Below are 22,635 nucleotides of genomic sequence, written 5' to 3' on the forward strand. Positions count from 1 at the left end.
GCAAACCGCGATGGTCAGCGGTGGCCGGGTGTGTAATACAGGCCATGGTCCCTCGTTCCCGCGGCGTGCTCGCCACAGTCGTCTTACTGGTGGCCCTCGCGTCGACGGCGTGGGGCGTGGGGACCGCGGACGCCGCCACCGCGGCCTGGGACGGTCAATGGTCCCTGACCCGCTACGCCGCCTCGAAGTTCGGCACGAGCCTCGCCGCCCGGCAGCACGAACCCGACTTCGCCGACACCTACACCTTCGACACCGCGTGCACCCACGGCAGGTGCGTCGCCACCGTCGTCGCCGGCCCACCGGCGGCGAACACCACCATTCCGCGGCCGCCGCACTACACCTGGAACGGCACGAGCTGGGTCGAACACTTCGCTTGGCAATGGGATTGCTACATGGGGCCCGGCGTGCCCAAGGTGTACGCACCCGCGCATTCCGACGCCTTCTACACCCCCATGCCCGACGGCACCAAGCGCGGGATCTGGACCACCACCATCGACAGCGGGCCGTGCCGCGGCACCGTCACGATGGCCGTGATGGCCACCCGCGTCGGCGGCGGTGGTGGTTTCGGCACCGGTTCCCTCGCGGGATGATCGACGCCGCGCCTTCTTGCAGCGCAGCCTGAGAATTTAACGCCGGGCGTTATTGACGGGATACGTTATAAGGTGGTTGTGTGATCAGGTCGTTCGGCAACAAGGACACCGAACGGCTGCCGCCGGCCCGGAGGAGGTGGAGATCGTTGACTACCACTGACAAGCTTGCGCCGATTCACCCCGGCGAGGTCCTCTTGGAGGACTTTATCGAGGGGCTCGGCATCACGCAGCACAAACTCGCGGTGTCGATCGGTGTTCCGCCGCGGCGGATCAACGAGATCGTGCATGGCAAGCGGTCGATCACCGCCGACACCGCCCTGCGGCTCGGGAAGTACTTTGGGACGTCTGCGCAGTTCTGGCTCACCTTGCAGACGCATTACGACCTGGATCTCGCCGAGGATCGTGTGGCAGATCAGATTGCGGCGATCACGCCGCTCGAGGTCGCGTGACTCGTATCTTCACCCCGACACCGCCGGGGCCCCGGGTGGCGCCCCGGCCCGGGGCAGCCTGGGGCACCGTCGAATCCGCGACACGTCTGATCAGGTCCGCCCCGTTGGCCACGCGCATGCCGACACCGGTGGCCCGCCGGATTGCGCGCCCCTTCGCGGCGCGTGTGCCCCCGGGACACCGCAACGGGATTGATCCCCCGAACGGATGAATCGGGCATGGTCGTGCCTGCCCGAATGTGCCAAGGTTTTCCGTACAGGTCGCCATCGCTGATCAGAGGCACACCCATGGCACTACGAGCCGGTTCCACCTTCGCCGGGTACACCGTCGTCGCGCCACTGGGCGCGGGCGGTATGGGCGAGGTCTACCTCGTCGAGCACCCCCATCTGTTGCGCCGTCAAGCGTTGAAGGTGATCTCCCGGGTCGGTGCGGGCAATGACGAATTCGCGCGGCGTTTCCTCCATGAGGCCCGTACCGCTGCCTCCCTCGATCATCCCGGCATCATCACCGTGCACGACTTCGGGTTCGTCGACGGGACACCGTGGTTCACGATGGGCTACATCGACGGCGAGGATCTGAGCATCGCCCGACTCACCCGCGACGAGGCCATCGCCGTCCTCGAGCGCGTCGCCGATGCCCTCGACCACGCCCATGCGCAAGGCGTGGTCCACCGCGACATCAAGCCCGCGAACATCGTCCTCACCCGTTCGACGACGACCGGGGCCATCGATCGTGTCGTCGTGCTCGACTTCGGCATCGCCAAACTCGCGGGCGACGACGCAACCCCCTTGACGGCGACCAATGCGATCATCGGGACACTGGCCTACTGCGCCCCCGAGGTCATCGAGGGCGGGGCGGCCACTCCGCGCTCGGATCAGTACTCGCTTGCCTGCACCGGATACCAATTGCTCACCGGCACCACGCCTTTCAGCGCGTCGGCGCCGGCCGCGCTGATGCGGGCCCACCTCGATCGGCCGGCGCCGCGCCTCGGTGTCGGCCATCCCGACCTCGCCGGTCTCGACCCGGTCTTCGCCACCGCGCTGGCCAAACATCCCGAGGATCGCCACCCCGACTGCCGGAGCTTCGCCGCGGCCCTGACAGCGACGCCACCGGGGGAGGCGACGACGGAGTCGGCGACGGAGTCGACAAGGGCCGCGACGACGGCCCTCACCCAGCGGATCCGATCCGCACCGCCGATCGGTCCGACCGGCCGGACCACCCGCCGGCAGCGCACCCGCAGCCGCAACACCGCGGCGATGGTCTGCGCGGCGCTCGTCGCACTCGCGGGTATCGCGATGACGGTCGGCAGCATGCTGGCATGGGTGACGGTCGGCCTGACCGACGCCGCCGGAATACATCGCACCTACGTGGTCACCGGCCTCGGATCCGTGCGTACCGGCGGCGGTGCCGGGCCCTTCGACCCGCTGTCGGTCGCGCAGTACGACAACCCGGGCCTGCCGACGTTGGTCTGTGGTCTGCTGCTCGTCGCCGCCGCGCTTCTCTTCGCCCTCCGACGGCTCGCACTCGTGGGGGTGCTCGCCGCGGTCCTCGTCGGCGCCTGGGCCGCGTTCCTCGCCGCTCGTGCTCTCGGCGATCCCTGGCAGTCCGTCGCCGGCGCCGATCCCGCACTCGCACCGTTCACCTCCTGGCTCGACTCGTCGACCGCGGGTGCGGGGATGTGGATGGTCACCGGCGCCGCCGGGGTCGGTGTGGTCGCCGCGATCGTGGCCGGAACAGCCCGGACGGTGCGCGCTCCGCGTTGACGCCGCCCGCACGGCAGACTCCGACGACGGCACCTTTCGCCGGGCGTCGAGTTGTGCCATCGTGTGACCATCGACACATCGGCGGATTCGACGAGGACTCCCGGCCGGCAGGTCATCGCAGCGTCCTGGCGGCGCTCGGCGCTGTCCGGACTGCGGCCCGATCGGGACGTGCTACCCGGCCCGGTCGACATCTCTGCCGCCGATCCCCTGCTCGACGCCGCGCGCCCGGTGCTCGACGAGGCTGCGGGCCGCCTCGCCGGTAGTGAGATGTCACTTCTACTGGTCGACCACGAGTGCCGCATGGTGTCCCGAATCATCGGCGGGTCCGCCATCGAGCGTGTTCTCGACGGCGCCGGCGCGGCCAGCGGCGTGCCGTTCGCGGAGTCCTCGGTCGGTACCACCGGACTCGGCACCCCGGCCGAGATCCGGCGGCCGGTGATGATCAACGGCTCGGAGCACTACCTGGAGAAGTTCAAGCAGCTGAGCTGTTTCGGCCAGCCGATCATCCACCCGGCGACGCGGCGCCTGGTCGGCAGCCTCTGTATGACCGAGGTGTCCGAGCGCGTGAACCCGCTCGCGGTGCCCTTCGTCACCGGCATCGTCGCCGACATCGCCGACCGCTTGCTGAACCGCTCGCGCTCACACCAACGCTGCGTCCTCGACGCCTTCCAGCGTGCCGCGCCGCGCCGCGACACCGCGGTCGCAGCCATCGGCGACGATATCCAGCTCACCAATACCCTTGCCGCAGAGCTTCTTTGCTCGTCGGACATCGGCACGTTCCGTGCCGTGGTGGCCGACCCGGCGCTGCGTGCCACCACGATACGTTTGACGCTGGCGGCCGGGACCGCGGTGGAGATCGTCGTCGAGCCGGTGTCGGGCACCCGCGGCGCGGCGCTGTTTCATCTGCGCCCGCTGCTCGCGGTGAGCACAGAGGCTTCGGCACCGCACCGTCCGGTGCCGGTCGTCGCCGGGGTCGCGATCACCGGTGAGCCCGGAACCGGCCGCAGCACGCGGGCCCGGGCGCTGGCCGCCGACCTGTGCGAGGGTTCGGCCCCGCCGATCGTCATCGACGTCGCCGACCGGCTCATCGACGGACGCCCGCCGGATATCGCCGTCGCGCTCGCACAGGCCCGTGAGCAGTCCACGGCACTCGTCGTCGACGGCGCCGAGTTGCTCGACGACAAGTCGCTCACCCTGTTACGCCACGCCGCGGCCCGGGCAACGCCGCTCGCTCCGGTGATCGTCGTGACCGGTCCCGCCGCACTCGTCGGCGCCGGCGCCGCCGCACTCATCGGCCACTGTCCGAGGCGCGTGGATGTGCCGCCACTGCGCCAGCGCACCACCGAACTCGCCGCGCTCGCCGCGCGCATCGTCGCCGATCTCGCACCGGACACCACCCTGTCGGGCGGGGCCACCGACTGTCTGCTGTCTCAGGAATGGCTGGGCAACCTCACCGAGTTGGCGATGGTGCTCGATCAGGCGGTGGCGTCATGCCAGGCCCGCGCGGCCCGCACCATCGAAACCGCCGATCTACCCGAGCGGTACCGAACCACCAGTCGCACATCGCATCTGGCCGGCCGCGAACAGGCCGAGCGCCAGGCCATCATCGATGCCCTCGAACACAGCGGCCACAACAAGGTGCGGGCGGCGAGGCAACTCGGGATCAGTCGCACCACGCTGTACGCGCGGATGCGCGCGCTCGGGATCTGATCGACCAACCGTTCGCGGCGGGCGCGAACGCCGACGCGCGTTCGGTGTGTGCGCGTGGTGTTCAGTTTCTGTACATCTCACGCGTCCCAGGCGATGGCATAAATAGAAGCAGGTCCGCATCTATGACCTGAATCACTGTTCGCCCATATCGCAGTAGGAGGCCACATGACCGCCGTCGCCACCGAACTCCTTCCCCGGGTTCGAGACTTCATCTCCACCGATCGTCGAATGCTGATCGGCGGGCAGTGGGTGTGGGCCGAGTCGGGCCAGACATTCGACACGATCGATCCGGCCACCGGCCGCCCCATCACGTCGGTCGCGCACGGCGGGGCCGCCGACATCGACCGCGCGGTCCGCGCGGCGCGCACGGCCTTCGACGACGGCCCGTGGACGCGGATGAAACCCAATGAGCGCGAACGGTTGCTGTGGCGGGTCGGTGACATCCTCAGCGAACGCGCCGACGAGTTCGGTCAGCTCGAGGCCCTCGACAACGGCAAGGCCGCCACCATCGCCACCGCCGTGGACACCGCGTGGTCGGCCGACATCTTCCGCTACAACGCCGGACTGGTCACCAAGATCACCGGCTCGACCGTCGACGTGTCGATGCCGTTCGTTCCCGGTGGCGAGTTCCATGCGTACACGCTGCGCGAGCCGGTCGGCGTGTGCGGCCTCATCGTGCCGTGGAACTTCCCGCTGCTGATGGCGGCATTCAAGCTCGGACCCGCGCTGGCCGCGGGCAACACCGTCATTCTCAAACCCGCCGAGCAGACCCCGCTGACCGCACTGCTGCTCGGGGAGGTGTTCACCGAGGCGGGCTTCCCGCCCGGTGTGGTCAACATCGTCACCGGCTTCGGCGATGCCGGTGCCGCACTGTCGGCGCATGACGACGTGGACAAGATCGCGTTCACCGGCTCCACCGAGGTCGGCAAGAAGATCGTCGACGCCGCCAAGGGCAACCTGAAGAAGGTGTCGCTGGAACTCGGCGGCAAGAGCCCCAACATCGTCTTTGCCGACGCCGACTTCGAGAAGGCGGTGGCCGGTTCGGTCGCGGCCTGGATGTTCAACCACGGCCAGTGCTGTGTGGCCGGTACCCGGCTGTTCGTCGAGCGTCCCATCTTCGACGACTTCACCGCCGCGGTCGCCGAGGCCGCGTCGCAGGCCAAGATCGGGCCCGGCCTCGACCCCACGACCGAGCTCGGCCCGCTGGTCAGTCAGGAGCAGTTCGATCGCGTATCAGGGTACCTGGCGGCCGGTCTGGCCGACGGCGCCCGGGCGCTGACCGGTGGAAAGCGTTGGGGCGATGAGGGGTTCTTCATCGAACCGACCGTTTTCGTCGACGTCGAACCCGACTTCTCCATCGTGACCGAAGAGATCTTCGGCCCCGTCGTCGTCGCCATGCCCTTCGACGCCGACACCGGTGTCGCCGCGGCCGCCAACGACTCCATCTACGGTCTGGCCGCGGGCATCTGGACCCAGGACCTGTCCAAGGCGCACAAGACGGCCCGGCAGATCAAGGCCGGCTCGGTCTGGGTGAACCAGTACAACGGCTTCGACACCGCCATGCCGTTCGGCGGCTACAAGCAGTCCGGCTGGGGCCGCGAGCTCGGTCAGTCCGCCATCGAGCTCTACACCCAGACCAAGGCCGTCAACATCGCCCTCTGACAACGTTTTTCACCACTCTTACCGTTCATCATCCACAAAGGAGTAGTCGATGACCATCACCACCAAGGCCGCCGTCCTCACCGCACCGGGCAAGCCGTTCGAGCTCGTCGAACTCGACCTCGAGGAGCCGCGCGCGGGCGAGGTACTCATCAAGTACGTCGCTGCGGGACTGTGCCATTCCGATCTCCATCTCACCGACGGCGACCTGCCCCCGCGTTATCCGATCGTCGGCGGCCATGAGGGTGCGGGCATCATCGAGGCCGTCGGGCCCGGTGTCACCAAGGTCGCGGTGGGCGATCACGTCGTCTGTAGCTTCATCCCCAATTGCGGCACCTGCCGCTACTGTTCGACGGGCCGGCAGAACCTCTGCGACATGGGCGCCACCATCCTGGAAGGGACCATGCCCGACGGTTCATTCCGATTCCATTCGGGCAAGGACGATTTCGGTGCGATGTGCATGCTCGGCACCTTCTCCGAACGCGCCACCATCAGCCAGCATTCGGTGGTGAAGGTCGATGAGTGGCTACCGCTGGAGAAGGCCGTATTGGTCGGATGCGGTGTCCCGTCGGGCTGGGGCACGTCGGTCTATGCGGGCGGCGTGCGGGCCGGCGACACCGTGGTGATCTACGGCATCGGCGGCCTCGGCATCAATGCGGTGCAGGGCGCGGTGTCCTCCGGCGCCAAGTACATCGTCGTCGTCGATCCCGTTGCTCTCAAACGGGATACGGCCATCAAGTTCGGGGCGACGCACGCCTTTGCCGATGCCGCCGAGGCGGCCGCGAAGGTCAACGAACTGACCTGGGGCCAGGGCGCCGATCAGGCCCTGATCCTCGTCGGTACGGTCGACGAGGAGGTCGTGCAGAACGCCACCGCCGTCATCGGCAAGGGCGGCACCGTCGTCATCACCGGCCTCGCCGACCCGACCAAACTCACCGTGCATGTGTCCGGAACAGATCTCACCCTCAATCAGAAGACGATCAAGGGCTCGCTGTTCGGCTCGGCCAATCCGCAGTACGACATCGTCAAACTGCTGCGCCTCTACGACGCCGGCCAACTCAAGCTCGACGAGCTGATCACCCAGACCTATACCCTCGACCAGGTCAACGAGGGCTACCAGGATCTCCGCGACGGCAAGAACATTCGCGGCGTGATCATCCACGACAGCTGACCGACGGGCTGTCCCTCGACCCGGCCCGGACGCAACACGCCACCCCGCTGTTGCGTCCGGGCCGCTCCACGTCCCACCGAGCCGTTCGGGTATACGAGCACCGGATTCACTGACGCAGCGCGTCCGACGCCATCTCCGTCCAGGCGGCGACGACCTGCGCGCGGCGCGCCGAATCGTCGGAGAGCGTGTCGGCGAGCCCGAGTCCGCGGGCGAGGTCGAGGGTGACCTGCGCGATCCGGTGGACTCGCGGATCGGTGCCGTCGGGGTCGAGCATCGCGACGGTCATCCGGTGCGCGGCGTGGGCGAATTTGTTCTCCATGGGCAGGATCAATTCGCGCAGTGCGGAATCCGAGGCCGCGGCCGCCCATACCTGCAAGGCGGCCTTGAATGCGGTCCCGGTGTAGATATCGACGGCGCGGTTGATCCCGGCGGCCACCCGCGCATCACCTTTCGGCAGCCGGGCCACCGCCGCCGACGCCACGGCGGTCATGTCGTCGAAGATCTTCTCCAGCGCCGCGGTGATCAGGGCCTCGCGCGTCGGGAAATGATGTTGCGCCGCACCACGCGACACCCCGGCCCTCTCGGCCACTGCCGCCACCGTGGCCGCCGCCCATCCATCGCGTGCGAGGGCGTCGATCGTGGCATCCAGCAGGCGTTCTCGTGTCAGCCGCGAACGTTCCTGTTGCGGCTCACGCGGTACGACGGCACGCGCGTGGGAGGTCATGGGGCCGGACGTTCCGAAAGATCCCACGACGGACGCCGCTTCGACAAGAACGCCGTCATCCCCTCGCGCGCCTCGTCGCTGCCGAACAGGGCCGCCGACTCGGTGGCGCGGCGTTTCGCATCCCGGTCGAACGCGGCGCGGATCGGTGCGGTGGTCAATTCCTTCGATGCGGACAGCCCCTGCGGTGCGGCTCTACGGATACCGCCGAGTGCCACCGCCAGCGTGTCGTCGAGCTCCTCGCTGCTGCCGTGTGCCTGCGTGATGAGGCCGATCCGTTCGGCGGTGACGGCATCGAAGGTCTCGCCCGTGAGGTAGTACCGGCCCGAGGATCGTGCGGTCATCTTTCCCAGCAGCACCACCGAGATCACCGACGGCGCCAGTCCCAACCGCGACTCGGTGAACGCGAACGTGGACGACGGACCCGCAAAGACCATGTCGCAGGAGCCGATCAGCCCGAGTCCGCCCGCACGCACGTGCCCGTCGATGCGCGCGATCACCGGCTTGGGCAGTTCGAGAATCGTCCGGAGCACCATCAGCATCGCCTCGGTGCCCGCGGCCGATGCCTCCTCGACGCTCGCGCCGCGCGCGAGTGCCTCGCCGAGATCGGCTCCCGCACAGAACGTCGTGCCGGTATGCGCGAGCACGACGGCTCGCACGTCCGGATTCTCCTGTGCGGCACGCAGAGCCGTCATGAGCTGCTGGACGAGCGTGGCGCTGAGGGCATTCCGGTTCGGCGGGGAGTCCAGGGTGAGGGTCGCGACCCCCTCGGCGACCGCGGTCGCGACGAGGTGGTCGTTCTGCTCGGTCACGTCGGCATCCTCTCGAGTTCGACTGTCGTGCATACGATCGGGCATGTCCGCGTACTCAGTACGACTTCGGCAGACCGAGACTGGTCTGGGCGACGAAGTTGAGGATCATCTCCCGGCTCACCGGTGCGATCCGCGCGATCCGGGCCAGCGCCAGCATCGGTGCCAGCCCGTACTCGGTGGTGAGTCCGTTGCCGCCCAGCGAATGCACGGCCTGGTCGACGATCTTCACGCACGCCTCGGCGGCCGCATATTTTGCCATATTCGCCGGCTCCGCCGCGCCCCAATCGTCACCCGCGTCATAGAGGGTGGCGGCCTTCTGCATCATCAGTTTGGCCATCTCGAGTTCGATCTTGCCCTGCGCCAACGGATGTGCGATCGCCTGATGCGCACCGATCGGGGTCTTCCACACCGTGCGGTCGTTGACGTATTCGACCGCCTTGCCCAGCGCGAACCGCCCCATGCCGATCGCCGACGCCGCACCCATGATGCGCTCGGGGTTCAGCCCCGCGAACAGTTGACTCAGCGCGGCGTCCTCGGAACCGACGAGCGCATCCGAGGGCACCCGGACGTCGTCGAGGTAGAGCAGGAACTGCTTCTCCGGGTTCTGCAGTTCCATGTCGATCATCGTGTACTCGAAGTTCGGGGTGTCGGTCGGCACGATGAACAGCGACGGTTTGAGGTGGCCGGTCTTGGCGTCGGCGGTGCGGCCGACGATCAGCACCGCCTGCGCCTGGTCGACCCCGGAGATGTAGATCTTGCGGCCGTTGAGGATCCAGTCCGAGCCGTCGCGGCGGGCGGTCGTCGTGATGTGGTGCGAATTCGATCCGGCGTCGGGTTCGGTGATACCGAAGGCCATGGTGATCGACCCGTCGGCCAGGCCCGGCAGCCACCGCTTCTTCTGCTCCTCGGTGCCGAACCGGGCGATGACGTTGCCGCAGATGGCCGGCGAGACCACCAGCATCAGCAGACCGGTGCCGGCGGCCGCGATCTCCTCCATCACGATCGACAGTTCGTACATCCCCGCGCCGCCCCCGCCGTACTCCTCGGGCAGGTTGACGCCGATGAATCCGAGTTCACCTGCCTCACGCCACAATTCCTCGGTCTTGCGGCCCTCGCGAGCGCATTCGCGGAAGTACTCCTGACCGTACTTGCCTGCCAATCCGGCGACGGCGGCGCGCAGTTGCGCCCGCTCCGGGCTCTCGACGAATGTCATGCGGTCTTCTCCTCAGCTGATCCTGAATCCTCGTTGTCGATTGCGGGGCCGATCACGGCGAGGACGTCCCCGACGGAGAGTTGGCGGCCGGGTTCGACCGCGAGTGTGGTGACCACGCCGTCGGCCGGCGCGGCGATCGTGTGTTCCATCTTCATCGCCTCCAGCCAGATCAGCGGCTGCCCCGCCACCACCTGGTCGCCTTGCGCCACCGCCACCCGGATCACCGAACCGGGCATGGGCGCCAGCAGGGAACCGGGCCGCGCCACCGCGGCCGGGTCGACGAAGCGCGGCGTGCGCCGCAGACGCACCGACCATCCCGGGCCGTCGGCGTACACGCCGTCGCCGTCGTCGTATCGGGCGACCCGCACCACCCGCCGCAGACCCTGTTCATCGGCGAGGACCACTTCGTGCGGGTCCACCGAGAGTACCGAGCGCCCAGGGGTATCCGGCAGGACGATCCCGTCGCGAGTGTTGCGGTAGCGCACCGTGATCTCGGTGTCGTCGGGCAGTCGGTAGGACTTGTGTGCGGGTCCCGACGCCATGTTGCGCCACCCGGCGGGCAGCGTCGACAGCACGGTCGCCGCAGCCCGGTTGGCGGCCGCATCCGACAGCGCCGCCGCGATGGCCGCGAGCTGCACCGCATCGGCGTCGGCCACCGGCGCGGCCAGCGTGTCGAGCCCCCCGGTGTCCGGGTTCTCGGGATCGAGGTATCCGGTGTCGGTCTTGCCGTCGAGAAAGGTGGTGTCGCGCAGGATGTTCACCAGCAGGTCGCGGTTGGTGACCGGACCGTGGATGGTGGCACCGGCCAGCGTCCGCGCCAGCATCGCAGCGGCACGTCGGCGGGTGGGGGCCCACGAGATGACCTTCGCCAGCATCGGATCGTAGAAGGTGGAGATGTCGCAGCCACCGGCGATCGACGAGTCCAGCCGCACCCCGGGCCCCGACAGCGGCCCGAAACTCGTTGCGGCATCAAGATCGAACGCATAGACGTGCCCGGACTGCGGTTGCCAGTCGGCGGCCGGATCCTCGGCGTAGAGCCGCACCTCGATGGCGGCGCCGTGTGTGCGGGGCTGTTCGATGTCGAGGTGTTCGCCCATCGCGATCCGCAACTGCCATTCGACGAGGTCGGTGCCGGTGGTCAGCTCGGTCACCGGATGTTCCACCTGAAGCCGGGTGTTGGTCTCGAGAAAGTAGAACCGGCCGGTCTCGTCGGCGAGGAATTCGACGGTGCCGGCACCCGTGTAGCCGATCGCCTCCACAGCGGTGCGTGCGGCCGCATACAGCTCCTCGCGCATGTGCTCGCCGACCCGCTCCACGAGCGGTGCGGGCGCCTCCTCGACGACCTTCTGGTGGCGGCGCTGGATCGAGCATTCACGCTCACCGACCGTCCACACCGCGCCGTGCTCGTCGGCGAGCACCTGCACCTCGATGTGATGTCCGCGTTCGACATACGGCTCACAGAACACCGTCGGATCACCGAATGCCGATTCCGCCTCCCGGCGTGCCGCCGCCACCTGGTCGGTCAGATCGCCGACGCGGCGGACGATGCGCATGCCGCGCCCACCACCACCGGCGGAGGCCTTGATGAGCAGCGGCAGATCGGAGTCACCGACCGTGGCCGGATCGATGTCCCCCAGGATCGGCACCCCGGCATCGGACATCAGCTTCTTGGCGTTCACCTTGGAGCCCATCGCCGCGATGGCCACCGGCGGCGGGCCGATCCAGACCAGTCCGGCGTCGAGCACGGCCTGGGCGAATTCGGCGTTCTCCGAGAGGAATCCGTATCCGGGATGGATGGCGTCGGCGTCTGCGGCACGGGCGGCGGCGATGATCGTGTCGGCCCGCAGATAGGTATCGACTGAGGTGGAGCCGGGTAGCCGCACCGCGAGGTCGGCGGCGCGTACGTGCGGCGAGCCGGCGTCGGGGTCGGAGTAGACGGCAACCGTGCCGATCCCCATGGCCCGGCAGGTGGTGAACACGCGGGTGGCGATCTCGCCGCGGTTGGCGACGAGGACGCGGGTGATGATGCTGCTCATGTCGTCCTCACATCCGGAAGACGCCGAAGTTCGACGTCCCCTCGACCGGTGCACCGTGGATCGCCGACAGCGTCAGCCCGAGAATCGTCCGGGTGTCGCGTGGGTCGATGACCCCGTCGTCGTAGAGCATCCCGGACAGGAACGCCGGCACCGACTCTGCTTCGATCTGTGCCTCGATCATCTGCCGCATCGCCGCGTCGGCAGCCTCGTCGACCACCCCGCCCCGCGCTTCGGTCGCCGCGCGCGACACGATCGAGATGACGCCGGCGAGCTGCGCGGCCCCCATGACGGCGGATTTGGCGCTGGGCCAGGCGAACAGGAATCGCGGGTCGTAGGCGCGTCCGCACATGCCGTAGTGACCGGCCCCGTAACTCGCGCCCATCAGGACCGACAGATGCGGCACCGTCGAGTTGGACACCGCGTTGATCATCATCGAGCCGTGCTTGATGATGCCGCCGCGCTCGTACTCCTTGCCGACCATGTAACCGGTCGTGTTGTGCAGGAACAGCAATGGCGTGTCGGACCGATTGGCGAGCTGGATGAACTGCGCCGCCTTCTGCGATTCCTGACTGAACAGCACGCCCTGCGCGTTGGCGAGAACGCCGATGGGATAGCCGTGGATACGCGCCCACCCGGTGCACAGCGAATTGCCGTATTCGGTTTTGAACTCGTCGAAGTCGCTGTCGTCGACGAGGCGGGCGATCACCTCGCGCGGGTCGAACGGAATCTTCAGATCGCCAGGCACGATGCCCAGCAGTTCTTCACTGTCGTAACGTGGTTCACGCACCTGCGTCGCCGGGCTCGGCCCCTGCTTGCGCCAGTTGAGGCGGGCGACGATGCGCCGGCCTATGCGAATCGCATCCTGTTCGTCGGCGGCGTAGTAGTCGGCCAGACCCGACTGCCGGGCATGCAGTTGTGCACCGCCGAGGGATTCGTCGTCGCTGTCCTCGCCGGTGGCCATCTTCACCAGCGGCGGCCCACCGAGGAACACCTTCGACGCGTTCTCGATCATCACGACGTGATCGCTCATCCCGGGCACATAGGCGCCACCGGCGGTCGAGTTGCCGAACACCAGTGCCACGGTGGGGATGCCGGCGGCCGAGAGCCGAGTGAGGTCGCGGAACATCTGCCCGCCGGGGATGAAGACCTCCTTCTGCGTGGGCAGGTCGGCGCCACCGGACTCGACCAGCGAGATCACCGGCAGCCGATTCGCCAGCGCGATGTCGTTGGTACGCAGGATCTTCCGCAGCGTCCACGGATTGGAGGTACCGCCCTTGACGGTGGGGTCGTTGGCGACGATCAGGCACTCCTCACCCTCGACGACGCCGATCCCGGCCACCACCGACGCGCCGACGGTGAAGTCGGAGCCGTAGGCGGCCAGCGGGCACAACTCGAGGAACGCGGAGTCCTCGTCGATGAGCAGCTCGATTCGTTCCCGCGCGAGCATCTTGCCGCGCTTGCGATGTCGGTCGACGTACTTCTCGCCGCCACCGGCCAGCGCCTTGTCGAGCTCGGCCTGCAACTCGTCGAGCTTCGCGCGCATCACGTCGCGGTTTTCCCGATACGCTGCGTCGGCCACGTCGAGGGTCGAACGGATCGCTGTCACCGGATGATTCCTCTCACTGCTGATACCCCAATCGTTTCGCCGCCAGGCCGGTCAGGATCTCGGTGGTGCCACCGCCGATCCCGAGGATCCGCATGTCGCGATACTGCCGCTCGACCTCGGTGCCGGTCATGTATCCGAGCCCACCGAAGAGCTGAACGGCCTTGTCGGCCACCCATTGTCCGGTCTCGACGGCGGTGTTCTTGGCGAAGCAGACCTCGGCGATGAGATCGTCGGACGAGGTCACCTTGCGCTCGACGACGGCGCGGGTGTAGGTGCGGGCGACGTCGATGCGGCGCGCCATCTCGGTCAGCGTGTCCTGCACCGACTGTCGCGCGATGATCGGCTTGCCGAAGGTCTCCCGTTGCCGCGCCCACTCGAGCGTGAGGTCCAGGCATCGTTGCGCACTGGCGTAGGCCTGCACCGCCAACGCCGACCGTTCGGTGACGAACGCCGCGGCGATCTGCGCGAATCCGGAGTTCTCCACGCCCACCAGGTTTTCCGCGGGCACGCGAACGTCGACGAACGACAGTTCCGCGGTGTCCGAGCATCGCCAGCCCATCTTGTCGAGTGCGCGGGTGACGGTGAAACCCGGTGTGCCCTTCTCGATCACCAGCAGCGACACGCCCGATGCACCCGGGCCGCCGGTACGGACCGCGGTGACGACGAAGTCGGCGCGCACGCCGGAGGTGATGTATGTCTTGGCGCCGTTGACGATGTACGCGTCGCCGTCGCGGTCCGCGCGCGTCGTCAGGTGGCCCACGTCGCTGCCGCCACCCGGTTCGGTGATGGCGAGACTGCCGATCATCTCGCCGGCCAGGGTCGGCCGCACCCACCGGTCGAGCTGAACGGCATCGCCCGCGGCGATCAGGTGCGGCAGCGCGATCCCATGCGTGAACAGCGAGGCGAAGACACCACCGGCGGCCCCGGCGTAGTGCAGTTGCTCGCCGAGAATCGACGCGTCGACGAGGTCGCCGCCGGAGCCGCCCACCTCCTCGGGGATGCCGAGTCCGAACAGGCCGGGTTTCGCCGCCTCACGGTGTATCTCTCGTGGGATCTCGCCGGTCTTTTCCCATTCGTCCTGGTTCGGCAGAATATGCCGGGACACGAAGCCGTGCACGGTTTCCCGCAGCGCACGGCGATCCACACCATCCCAGATGTCGCTGGTGATCGGCACCGGCTCAGCCCCTTCCGCCGGTGTCGGTGAAGCGGATCGGGATCGGGACCGGCCGCGAACGCAGCCACTCCCCCAGCCCCTTGGCCTGCGGGTCGAAGCGCACGTTGTCGGCGACCCCGCGGCCGAGGATGCCCTCGATGACGAAGTTCACCGCCAGGAGATTGGGCAGCCGGTGACGGTGCACCCTCAGATCCGCCACCTCGGGCAGGAGCTTCGCGAGCAGATCGGTGTCGAGGGTGGCGTCGAGCCACTCGAAGTGCTCGGGATCACGCACCCACACCCCGATATTCGCGCTTCCGCCCTTGTCGCCACTGCGCGCGCCGGCAATGGTTCCCAGCGGCAGTATCGCCGCGGGTTCGGAGTCCCGGGAGACTCCGCCCGGGACCCGGTTCTGCGGTTCGTCGGGTTGCACGCGGGTGCGTAGCGGGCTCGGGTCGATCCGTTCGACGACCCCGTCGGGCAGCGCCACGCGATGCTCGACGGCGACCGCATCGACATATCCGGCCTCGAAAAACCCGTAGGGCGAACCCCTTCCGGGTGGTGCGGTCATGCTGAATCCGGGATAGCTGGCCAGAGCGAGCTTGACAGCGGCCGACGAGAATGCGCGGCCCACCTTGGCGGCGTCCGAATCGCGTGCGACGCACCGCAACAGCGCCGACGCCTGCTCCTCGGTCGCCGCATCGGACCGGTCGAGACGCGACAACTCCCAGGTGAGCTGCTCGGGCGGGTCGGACAGGGATGCGAGGAACTGGTGCCGGAACAGCTCGGCCTTTTCCTCGATGTCCAGCCCGGTCACGATCATGGTGATCTCGTTGCGCACTCCCGCAAGATGATTGAGCGACACCTTGGTGGTGTCCGGCGGGACCTCACCGCGCACCCCGCTGATCGCGACGCGGTCGGTTCCCTGCTGGGTCAGGGAGATGGTGTCGAGGCGCGTGGTGACATCGGGGCCGAGATAGCGGGGTCCACCGACCTCATAGAGCAACTGTGCGGTCACCGTTCCCACGGTCACCGCCCCGCCGGTGCCCGGATGTTTGGTGATGACCGACGACCCGTCGGCGGCGACCTCGGCGATCGGGAACCCGAGATGTCCGGCGCCCGGCGAGCCGGTGAAGTCGAGTTCGGTGAAGAAGGAGTAGTTGCCGCCGGTGGCCTGGGCCCCGCATTCGATGACGTGCCCGGCGACCACCGCGCCGGCGAGTGCGTCGAGATCGGCATAGCCCCAGTCGAACGCGCTCGCGGCCGGCCCCACGGTCAGCGAGGCGTCGGTGATCCGCCCGGTGACGACGATGTCGGCGCCGGCGTCGAGCGCCGTCTTGATGCCGAAGGCCCCCAGATAAGCGTTGGCGGTCAACGGCTTTCCGAGTCCGAGATCCTCGGCACGGTGCAGCAGGTCGTCACCGTCGACGAACGCCACACTCACCGTGACGCCGACCTTTTCGGCGAGTTCACGCAACGCCACCGCCAACCCGTGCGGATTGAGACCGCCTGCATTGGACACGATGCGCACGCCCTTGTCGACGGCCAGCCCCAGGCAGTCCTCCATCTGACGCAGAAAGGTCTTGGCGTACCCGGTTTTCGGGTCATTGAGCCGATCGCGCCCGAGGATGAGCATGGTGAGTTCGGCGAGGTAATCGCCGGTCAGGTAGTCGAGTTCGCCGCCCTCGAGCATTTCGCGCATCGCAGTGAAGCGATCGCCGTAGAAGCCGGATGCGTTGCCGATGCGGACGGGGGTGGGTGTCATCTGTCGTCCTTTCCGGGTTTTACGGGGGCTTCGCCGGGTGATACGGGGGCTACGCCGGACGGTTTACGTCCCGTACCCGGCGGTCCCGCGAAACACTGTGCGATCGTGGACCATTCGCGTGCGGCGTCGCCGGTGATCTCCAGATCGAGGTCGGCCGGGGCGCGGCGCTGGGTGACCAGCAGACAGAAGTCGAGTGCGGGCCCGCGCACCACATCGGCGGCGTCGGGCGGACCCCACGTCCACAACGCGCCCGACGGCGCGGTGATCTCGAATCGGAACGGGGCCGGCGGTGGGGTCCGGCCGTTGACCACGTAGGCGAAGTCGCGAGTACGTACCCCGATGTGGACGACCGCCTTGATCCGGTCGGTGGCCGGCCGCGACACCCCGAGGGCGTCGGCGACGTCGAGCCCGTGCGCCCACGTCTCCATCAGCCGGGCGGTGGCCATCGACGTCGCCGACATCGGCGGACCGAACCACCGGATCTTGACGCCGTCGGGCACCGCCGACAGGGCCTGCCCCAGCGCGGTTCGCGCCGAGCGCCACCGCGCGAGGAGCTCCGCCGGGGCGAGGTCGGCGCCCCGCTCGGCCGCCGCGTCGACGTAGCCGCCCGGATCGTTCATCGCCTCGCCGAGGACCTCGGCAAAACCGTCCGGGTCGGTCGCGGCAAGGGCTGACACCTTGTCGGTCCAGCTCAGATGCGCGATCTGGTGGCTGATTGTCCATCCCGGAGCCGGGGTCGGCGCGGCCCACGCCGCGTCATCCAGGCCGGCGACGAGGTCGTCGAGTTCGCCGGACTCGGCCGCGAGGTCGGCGACCACCTCTTGCACGAGCGTCATGGAGATCAGCGTCACATCGCACGCGCAAAAAAGCAAGCACGCCTGATTGTTTTCTCCCACGTTCGGCTCGCGACCTGGGTCACAGTCGACGAATGCCGTACGGACGCCGACCGGTCCCCGGTGATAGGACTGAGCGATGACCGAGCTGGCGACCGATCCGAGCGCGACCGAGATGTCGAGGACCGAGATGTCGAGGACCGAGATGTCGAGGACCGAGACGGCTGCCGAAGACCCGTTGTCGGTGTTCCACGTCGGTGGCCTGACGGTGTCGGGTACGACTGCCCGCGCACAGCAGCAGCTGTGTACGCGGTCGGCCGACCATCGTGGACGGATCGATCTTCCGGCGCTCGGGGTGCTCTTCGACCACATCGGTGGCGCCGCCTTCTATCAGGTGGGCCTCGAGGCCGGGGCGATGAGCATGCAGGCGCGTCTGCAGATGTCGACGCTGGGCCACGCGAGCGTCGACGATCGCCTCATCTGCGACACCGAGCTCGCCATGCACGACGAGCGCACCGGTGTGACGACCGTGGCGATCCGCACCGAATCCGGCCGCGTGTGCTGCGTCGGGACCGCCCGCAACATCCGGGTCGGACGCGGCACCGCCGACACAACCCGGCCGGCTCGCCTCGCCGACGCCCCCGATTGCGCTGACGTCCCCAATTGCACTGATGCGCACGGCATTCGGCTTCCAGATCCGTTGCCGTCGAACCTGGACGGCCGCGAGATCATCGCGCAGATCGCCGCCGGGACACGCGACCCCGGACCGCTGGCCACCTTGCTCAACGGAGTCGTCGAACTCCGCGCCGAGGGCGGAATCCGCCTCACCGTCACCACCGAACCCTGGATGGGCAACATCTTCGGCACCATGCACGGCGGCGTCATCGTCACCATCGTCGGCCAGGCGTTCTCCTTTGCGGGCCAGGCGCAGGCCGGCGCCGGTCGCGACTATCACGTCGCCGACATGTCCATCGGCTTCTTCCGGTCCCCTACCGTGCAGGGCGGTCCGGTGACCGTCGAGGTCACCCCGACCAAGGCGGGCCGCCGAATCTCCGCCTTCGCGGCCCGGATGACCGCGCACGACGGAACCCTGCTCAGCGACGGAACCGCTGACATCCACTTCCGCTGACGTCGCCCCACGTACGTCGCCTCTGGTACCGTCGTGTGACGAAAGGGGCTGATGTTACCAATGTTGCACAAGATTCTGACGGGCCGACGCGCCCTCACGGCCGGCTGCGTAGCCGCGGGAACGCTCGGCGCCGCCGTGCTGACCGCCGGTACCGCCGCGGCCGCACCGCAGACGACCGAGCCGAGCGCCGCGGCTGTCCGGACCCTCGACATCGCACAGCAGACGCCGACCGTCGGGGTCAGTCACTCCGGGGCGCTCCCGACCGGCGGCTTCGTGGCTCCCCTGGCCGCGGCGGCCACCGGACCCGACACCACGGTGTTCTGGTTGGAACCGATGCCCGCCAACGCGTGCGGCACCTCGTTGCGCGACGCCAAGGTGTCGATCACCTGGAAGAACACCTCGACACACACCACCGACGACACCACCTTCCCGGCGTGCGCGGACGGTAAGCCGGCCCTGAGTCCGCGGCTGGCGACCGGGTCGGGCAACCTCGAGCTGACCGTGACCGTTCTCGGCAGCGGCGGCAACACCTTCACCCTCACGCCGGGCACCGCCACCCTCACCCGCTGAGCACGCAGCCCGACGTCCCCACCGAGACAGGCGGATCACGACTAGACAATTCTGGGAATCTGTCAACACAAACGTGGAACAGGTTCTAGATTTGGGGCCATGGCCGAGACCGTGACCCAACTGCTCCTCGAACGCGCCGACGACGACAACGTCGCGATCACCTACAACGGCGCGCAACGAAGCTGGCGCGAACACCTCGCCGACGCCCGCGCGCTGGCGGCGACGGTCATCGCGGCAGCAGATCCACAGCGTCCCATGCACATCGGCACGCTGCTCGGCAACACCCCCACGATGCTCACCGCACTCGCCGCGGGCGCGCTCGGCGGTTACGTCACCGCCGGAATCAACAACACCCGTCGTGGCGAGGCCCTCGCCGGTGACATCCGGCGCGCCGACTGCCAGATCCTGCTGACCGACGCGGACCATCGCGGCCTCCTCGACGGCCTCGCCCTGACCGGTGTCACCGTATTCGACACCTCCGCGCCGGAGTGGGAGCCGCGGTTGGCGGACGCCGGTGAGCTCGTCCCGTACTCCACGCCCGGCGCCATGGACCCGTTCATGCTCATCTTCACCTCCGGAACCAGCGGTGATCCCAAGCCGGTCCAGTTGGCGCACATGCTGATTCCGTTCGCCGGTCCGCCGCTCGTGGAGAAGTTCGGCATCACCGCCGAGGATGTCTGCTACCTCTCGATGCCGCTGTTCCACTCGGCGGCACTGCTCGGCGGCTACTGCGTGGCCGCCGCGGCCGGCGCGTCCATCGTCCCCGCCCGTTTCTCCGCGTCGACCTTCCTCGACGACATCCGGCGGCACGGCGCGACGTACATGAACTATGTCGGCAAGCCGCTCGCCTACATCCTGGCCACCCCGGAAAAGGCCGACGACGCCGACAATCCACTGCGCGCCGCGTTCGGCAACGAGGCCTCCGACCATGACATCACCGAATTCGCGCGGCGTTTCGGCTGCAGTGTCTGGGATGGCTATGGTTCCAGCGAACTGGCGATCATCGTCACCCGTGAGCCCGGCACGCCCGCCGGATCGATCGGCAAGGGCTTTCCCGGTGTGGCCGTGTACGACCCGGCCACCGGCACCGAATGCGCCCGGGCCCGCTTCGACGAGAACGGCGCGCTCATCAACGCCGACAAGGCGGTCGGGGAACTCGTCAACACCTCCGGCGCCGGAATGTTCACCGGCTATTACAACGACGCGGCCACCACCGGCGAACGTCTGCGGGACGGGATGTACTGGTCGGGCGATCTCGCGTACAAGGACGACGACGACTGGATCTATCTCGCCGGCCGCACCGGCGACTGGATGCGCATCGACGGCGAGAACATGACAGCGGGCCCCATCGAACGTATCCTGCAACGGGTTTCGGGAGTCAATCAGGTCGCCGTCTACGGGGTGCCCGACGAGCAGGTCGGCGATGCGGTGATGGCCGCGATGGTTCTCGACGATGACGCCACGCTCGGACCGGACGAGTTCGCCGCTGCCCTCGACGCGCAACCGGACCTCTCGCCCATGGCGTGGCCGCGGTATGTGCGCATCGCGGCAACCCTGCCCACCACCGCCACCAACAAGATCGTCAAACGGCACCTCAAGCAAGAGGGGGCGACGCCCGGCGACGGGGTGCTGTGGGTCCGCGAACCACGCACTCGCACCTACCGCGTGGCCGCGCGGCCCCTCGCCCCGATCTGAGGTCCGGGCAGGTCAGATCGGCAGCGCACCGACCTCGGCGTCGGCGGCCCCGAAGTGCCGGTATGTGGCGAGTTCGCGGGCGCGTCGTCCGCGCCATTCGAGATACCGCCCACCGAAGGGTGACTTCCCGATCACCCGATAGCTGATGGTGTTGCGGACCCACGCCATCGGGAAGAACCATGGAACACGTTGCGCCAACCCGAGATCGCGCATACCATGCGGCCCGAGGAAGCCTTCGAGCACACTCAGCAACCGTTCCCGGGTGTACGTCGCGGCGAGATGCGGGAGCCATCGGTAGTTCAGTTCGGACTGTGCGTCGACGAGCGCGCGCGACAGTTCGCCGCCCGCGTCGGTGACGCCGGTCTGCGCCAACAGGATTGCGTAGCTGAGCTGGTGCTGGTCGCGTTCCTCGTCGAACAGCCAGTCCGCGTCGACGCCGATCAGCCAGCCCACGTATTTCCACAGGTGCATGATCGCGCGTGACTCGTCGGCGCCGACCGGTACGCCGAGCGCGCGCACTCCCATCATCAGCGCGCCACTGAAGAGATTCAGCGTGGAGGCGAGGTCGGTCTGGTTGATCGGCAGGCCCCACTCGTCGCTGTCCCACCGGCCGTTGTTCTCGAACGTGTCGTTGACGAGTGCGTGCATCAGACGCACATGCACGGTGAGTTTCCAGCCGTCTCCCCCGCGTCGCATCCCGCCTGCCCCGCCGACAGCGATTGCCCAGGTCTGTGTTTCACCGAGACGCCGATTGGCCTTGCTGCGCGACAGCCCGCCGGTTTCGGCAAGCAGGTCGACGGGCCCGCCGAAGCGGTACCCGCCGATCAGTGACAACGCCAGCAGCACGTCGGTGGCATTGCGGCCGAAGCGTCGAAAAACCTGCGCGCCGTATTCCACCAGCTCTGGATCGACCCACTCGGGAGTCGCCTCGACGAGGGCGAAGAAGTCGCGCAGGGCGGGCGCGCTGGTCTCGGTGACGCCGTGTGCGATGGCGTGGTGGACATCGCGCATCGATACCCGGTCCGGATGATCCTTGGGGAGTCGCATCGCCGCGACGACGGCGGCGGCGGGTTCGTCACGCATCATCAATCGCCATCCGAGAGTGGCGAATTCGTCCTCGGTGGGCTCGCGTAACCGCCAGTAGACGCGCAACGGCCGACCGATACGCCGCCCCCGATCCGGTGCTGCCCGAAATCGATGCGGTGGTGATACGCCCGGCGGCATCAGCGCTGTCATGAGACGAATCTACCAATTGGTCTCATTCGCGGGCAAGGGCAATGCCGCGTCGGGAATCTGCAGCCTTTGGTCGCGGAAACCGCGATCAAAGGCTGCAAATTCTTGCGAGTGGTCAGAGTCCGCGGGTGGTGAGCAGGTAGCGAAGGCGCGATTCGCTCGGTGAGCGTTCAGCAGGCACGTCGGTGTTGGCGTCGTCGGGGGTGATGATGTCGACGACGTCGTAGCCACCGGTACTGCTGTCCGGCAACGGATTACCCGTGTCGGGTGGTTGCCGGTGGATTTTGGCACGCACCTTCGCGAGCCCGGCGGTGAAGTCGGGCCCGACATCAGGCAGCTTGTTGACCCGTTTCGGGTGCGGTGGGGCACCGGGGGCGGCGTTACGCCGCCACCAGCACCGCCCGGCGAGGGGGCCGTCCCGGTAGATGCCGGTGGTGTACTGGCCGAGTTTCTCGCCGACCATCCGATTGTGTTTCGGACACGCCGGGGCGAGGTCGTCGATGTTGGTCAACCCGCCCTTCGCGTAATC

General features: G+C 68.1%; 18 protein-coding genes and 1 pseudogene. 9 read left to right on the forward strand and 10 right to left on the reverse strand.

From position 1 onward, the window contains the following. Nucleotides 1-44 precede the first annotated feature (44 nt). From ACLQ3C_RS19695 to ACLQ3C_RS19720, 6 genes are all read left to right on the forward strand, one after another. Nucleotides 45-590: a hypothetical protein gene (locus ACLQ3C_RS19695; protein ID WP_425706787.1), complete on the forward strand. Its 546-nt coding sequence runs from the start codon at nt 45-47 to the stop codon at nt 588-590. 146 nt (nt 591-736) lie between these two features. Beyond that, entirely contained in the window at nt 737-1,039 is a 303-nt protein-coding gene (locus ACLQ3C_RS19700) for a HigA family addiction module antitoxin (protein WP_425706788.1), read from the forward strand. 285 nt (nt 1,040-1,324) lie between these two features. Beyond that, nucleotides 1,325-2,800: a serine/threonine-protein kinase gene (locus tag ACLQ3C_RS19705; protein ID WP_425706789.1), complete on the forward strand. Its 1,476-nt coding sequence runs from the start codon at nt 1,325-1,327 to the stop codon at nt 2,798-2,800. Between the two features lie 63 nt (nt 2,801-2,863). Next, entirely contained in the window at nt 2,864-4,510 is a 1,647-nt protein-coding gene (locus ACLQ3C_RS19710; protein WP_425706790.1) for a sigma-54-dependent Fis family transcriptional regulator, read from the forward strand. Between the two features lie 165 nt (nt 4,511-4,675). Next, the gene (locus ACLQ3C_RS19715) at nt 4,676-6,172 is read left to right on the forward strand and encodes an aldehyde dehydrogenase family protein (protein WP_425706791.1); all 1,497 of its coding nucleotides are present in this window, start codon (nt 4,676-4,678) and stop codon (nt 6,170-6,172) included. A gap of 49 nt (nt 6,173-6,221) precedes the next feature. Next, the gene (locus ACLQ3C_RS19720) at nt 6,222-7,340 is read left to right on the forward strand and encodes an NDMA-dependent alcohol dehydrogenase (RefSeq protein WP_425706792.1); all 1,119 of its coding nucleotides are present in this window, start codon (nt 6,222-6,224) and stop codon (nt 7,338-7,340) included. 106 nt (nt 7,341-7,446) lie between these two features. Here ACLQ3C_RS19720 and ACLQ3C_RS19725 read toward each other — a convergent pair whose 3' ends face one another. The 8 genes from ACLQ3C_RS19725 to ACLQ3C_RS19760 are packed head-to-tail and all read right to left on the reverse strand — an operon-like array spanning nt 7,447 to nt 17,482. Continuing rightward, the gene (locus ACLQ3C_RS19725; protein ID WP_425706793.1) at nt 7,447-8,064 is read right to left on the reverse strand and encodes a TetR family transcriptional regulator; all 618 of its coding nucleotides are present in this window, start codon (nt 8,062-8,064) and stop codon (nt 7,447-7,449) included. Continuing rightward, entirely contained in the window at nt 8,061-8,873 is an 813-nt protein-coding gene (locus ACLQ3C_RS19730; RefSeq protein ID WP_425706794.1) for an enoyl-CoA hydratase family protein, read from the reverse strand. The genes ACLQ3C_RS19725 and ACLQ3C_RS19730 overlap by 4 nt, the downstream gene beginning before the upstream one ends. A 55-nt stretch (nt 8,874-8,928) precedes the next feature. Continuing rightward, entirely contained in the window at nt 8,929-10,086 is a 1,158-nt protein-coding gene (locus ACLQ3C_RS19735) for an acyl-CoA dehydrogenase family protein (protein ID WP_425706795.1), read from the reverse strand. Continuing rightward, nucleotides 10,083-12,122, reverse strand: a complete 2,040-nt coding sequence (locus ACLQ3C_RS19740) for an acetyl/propionyl/methylcrotonyl-CoA carboxylase subunit alpha (RefSeq protein WP_425706796.1) — start codon at nt 12,120-12,122, stop codon at nt 10,083-10,085. Before ACLQ3C_RS19740 ends, ACLQ3C_RS19735 begins: the two co-directional genes overlap by 4 nt. A gap of 7 nt (nt 12,123-12,129) precedes the next feature. Then, entirely contained in the window at nt 12,130-13,728 is a 1,599-nt protein-coding gene (locus ACLQ3C_RS19745; RefSeq protein WP_425706797.1) for an acyl-CoA carboxylase subunit beta, read from the reverse strand. 13 nt (nt 13,729-13,741) lie between these two features. Beyond that, on the reverse strand, nt 13,742-14,902 hold the full coding sequence (locus ACLQ3C_RS19750) for an acyl-CoA dehydrogenase family protein (protein ID WP_425706798.1): 1,161 nt from the start codon (nt 14,900-14,902) through the stop codon (nt 13,742-13,744). Nucleotides 14,903-14,906: 4 nt separating this feature from the next. After that, a complete protein-coding gene (locus ACLQ3C_RS19755) occupies nt 14,907-16,646 on the reverse strand; it encodes an acyclic terpene utilization AtuA family protein (protein ID WP_425706799.1) in 1,740 nt (579 codons plus the stop codon). Next, nucleotides 16,643-17,482, reverse strand: a complete 840-nt coding sequence (locus ACLQ3C_RS19760; RefSeq protein ID WP_425706800.1) for a TIGR03084 family metal-binding protein — start codon at nt 17,480-17,482, stop codon at nt 16,643-16,645. Before ACLQ3C_RS19760 ends, ACLQ3C_RS19755 begins: the two co-directional genes overlap by 4 nt. A gap of 187 nt (nt 17,483-17,669) precedes the next feature. Between ACLQ3C_RS19760 and ACLQ3C_RS19765 the strand changes: the two genes are divergently transcribed. The 3 genes from ACLQ3C_RS19765 (at nt 17,670) to fadD1 (ending at nt 20,873) form a co-directional block, all read left to right on the forward strand. Further along, entirely contained in the window at nt 17,670-18,608 is a 939-nt protein-coding gene (locus ACLQ3C_RS19765; RefSeq protein WP_425706806.1) for a PaaI family thioesterase, read from the forward strand. 60 nt (nt 18,609-18,668) lie between these two features. Then, on the forward strand, nt 18,669-19,178 hold the full coding sequence (locus tag ACLQ3C_RS19770) for a hypothetical protein (protein WP_425706801.1): 510 nt from the start codon (nt 18,669-18,671) through the stop codon (nt 19,176-19,178). A gap of 99 nt (nt 19,179-19,277) precedes the next feature. After that, the gene (gene fadD1, locus ACLQ3C_RS19775; RefSeq protein ID WP_425706802.1) at nt 19,278-20,873 is read left to right on the forward strand and encodes a fatty-acid--CoA ligase FadD1; all 1,596 of its coding nucleotides are present in this window, start codon (nt 19,278-19,280) and stop codon (nt 20,871-20,873) included. A 12-nt stretch (nt 20,874-20,885) separates the two neighbouring features. On the opposite strand, the gene ACLQ3C_RS19780 is transcribed toward fadD1, so the two are convergent. Both ACLQ3C_RS19780 and ACLQ3C_RS19785 read right to left on the reverse strand, forming a co-directional pair. Continuing rightward, nucleotides 20,886-22,109: an oxygenase MpaB family protein gene (locus ACLQ3C_RS19780; protein WP_425706803.1), complete on the reverse strand. Its 1,224-nt coding sequence runs from the start codon at nt 22,107-22,109 to the stop codon at nt 20,886-20,888. Nucleotides 22,110-22,221: 112 nt separating this feature from the next. After that, a pseudogene (locus ACLQ3C_RS19785) lies at nt 22,222-22,635 on the reverse strand (HNH endonuclease); the annotation flags it as partial.

It is taken from the genome of Gordonia sp. DT30, assembly GCF_049844915.1.
In the GTDB taxonomy this organism is placed as follows: domain Bacteria; phylum Actinomycetota; class Actinomycetes; order Mycobacteriales; family Mycobacteriaceae; genus Gordonia.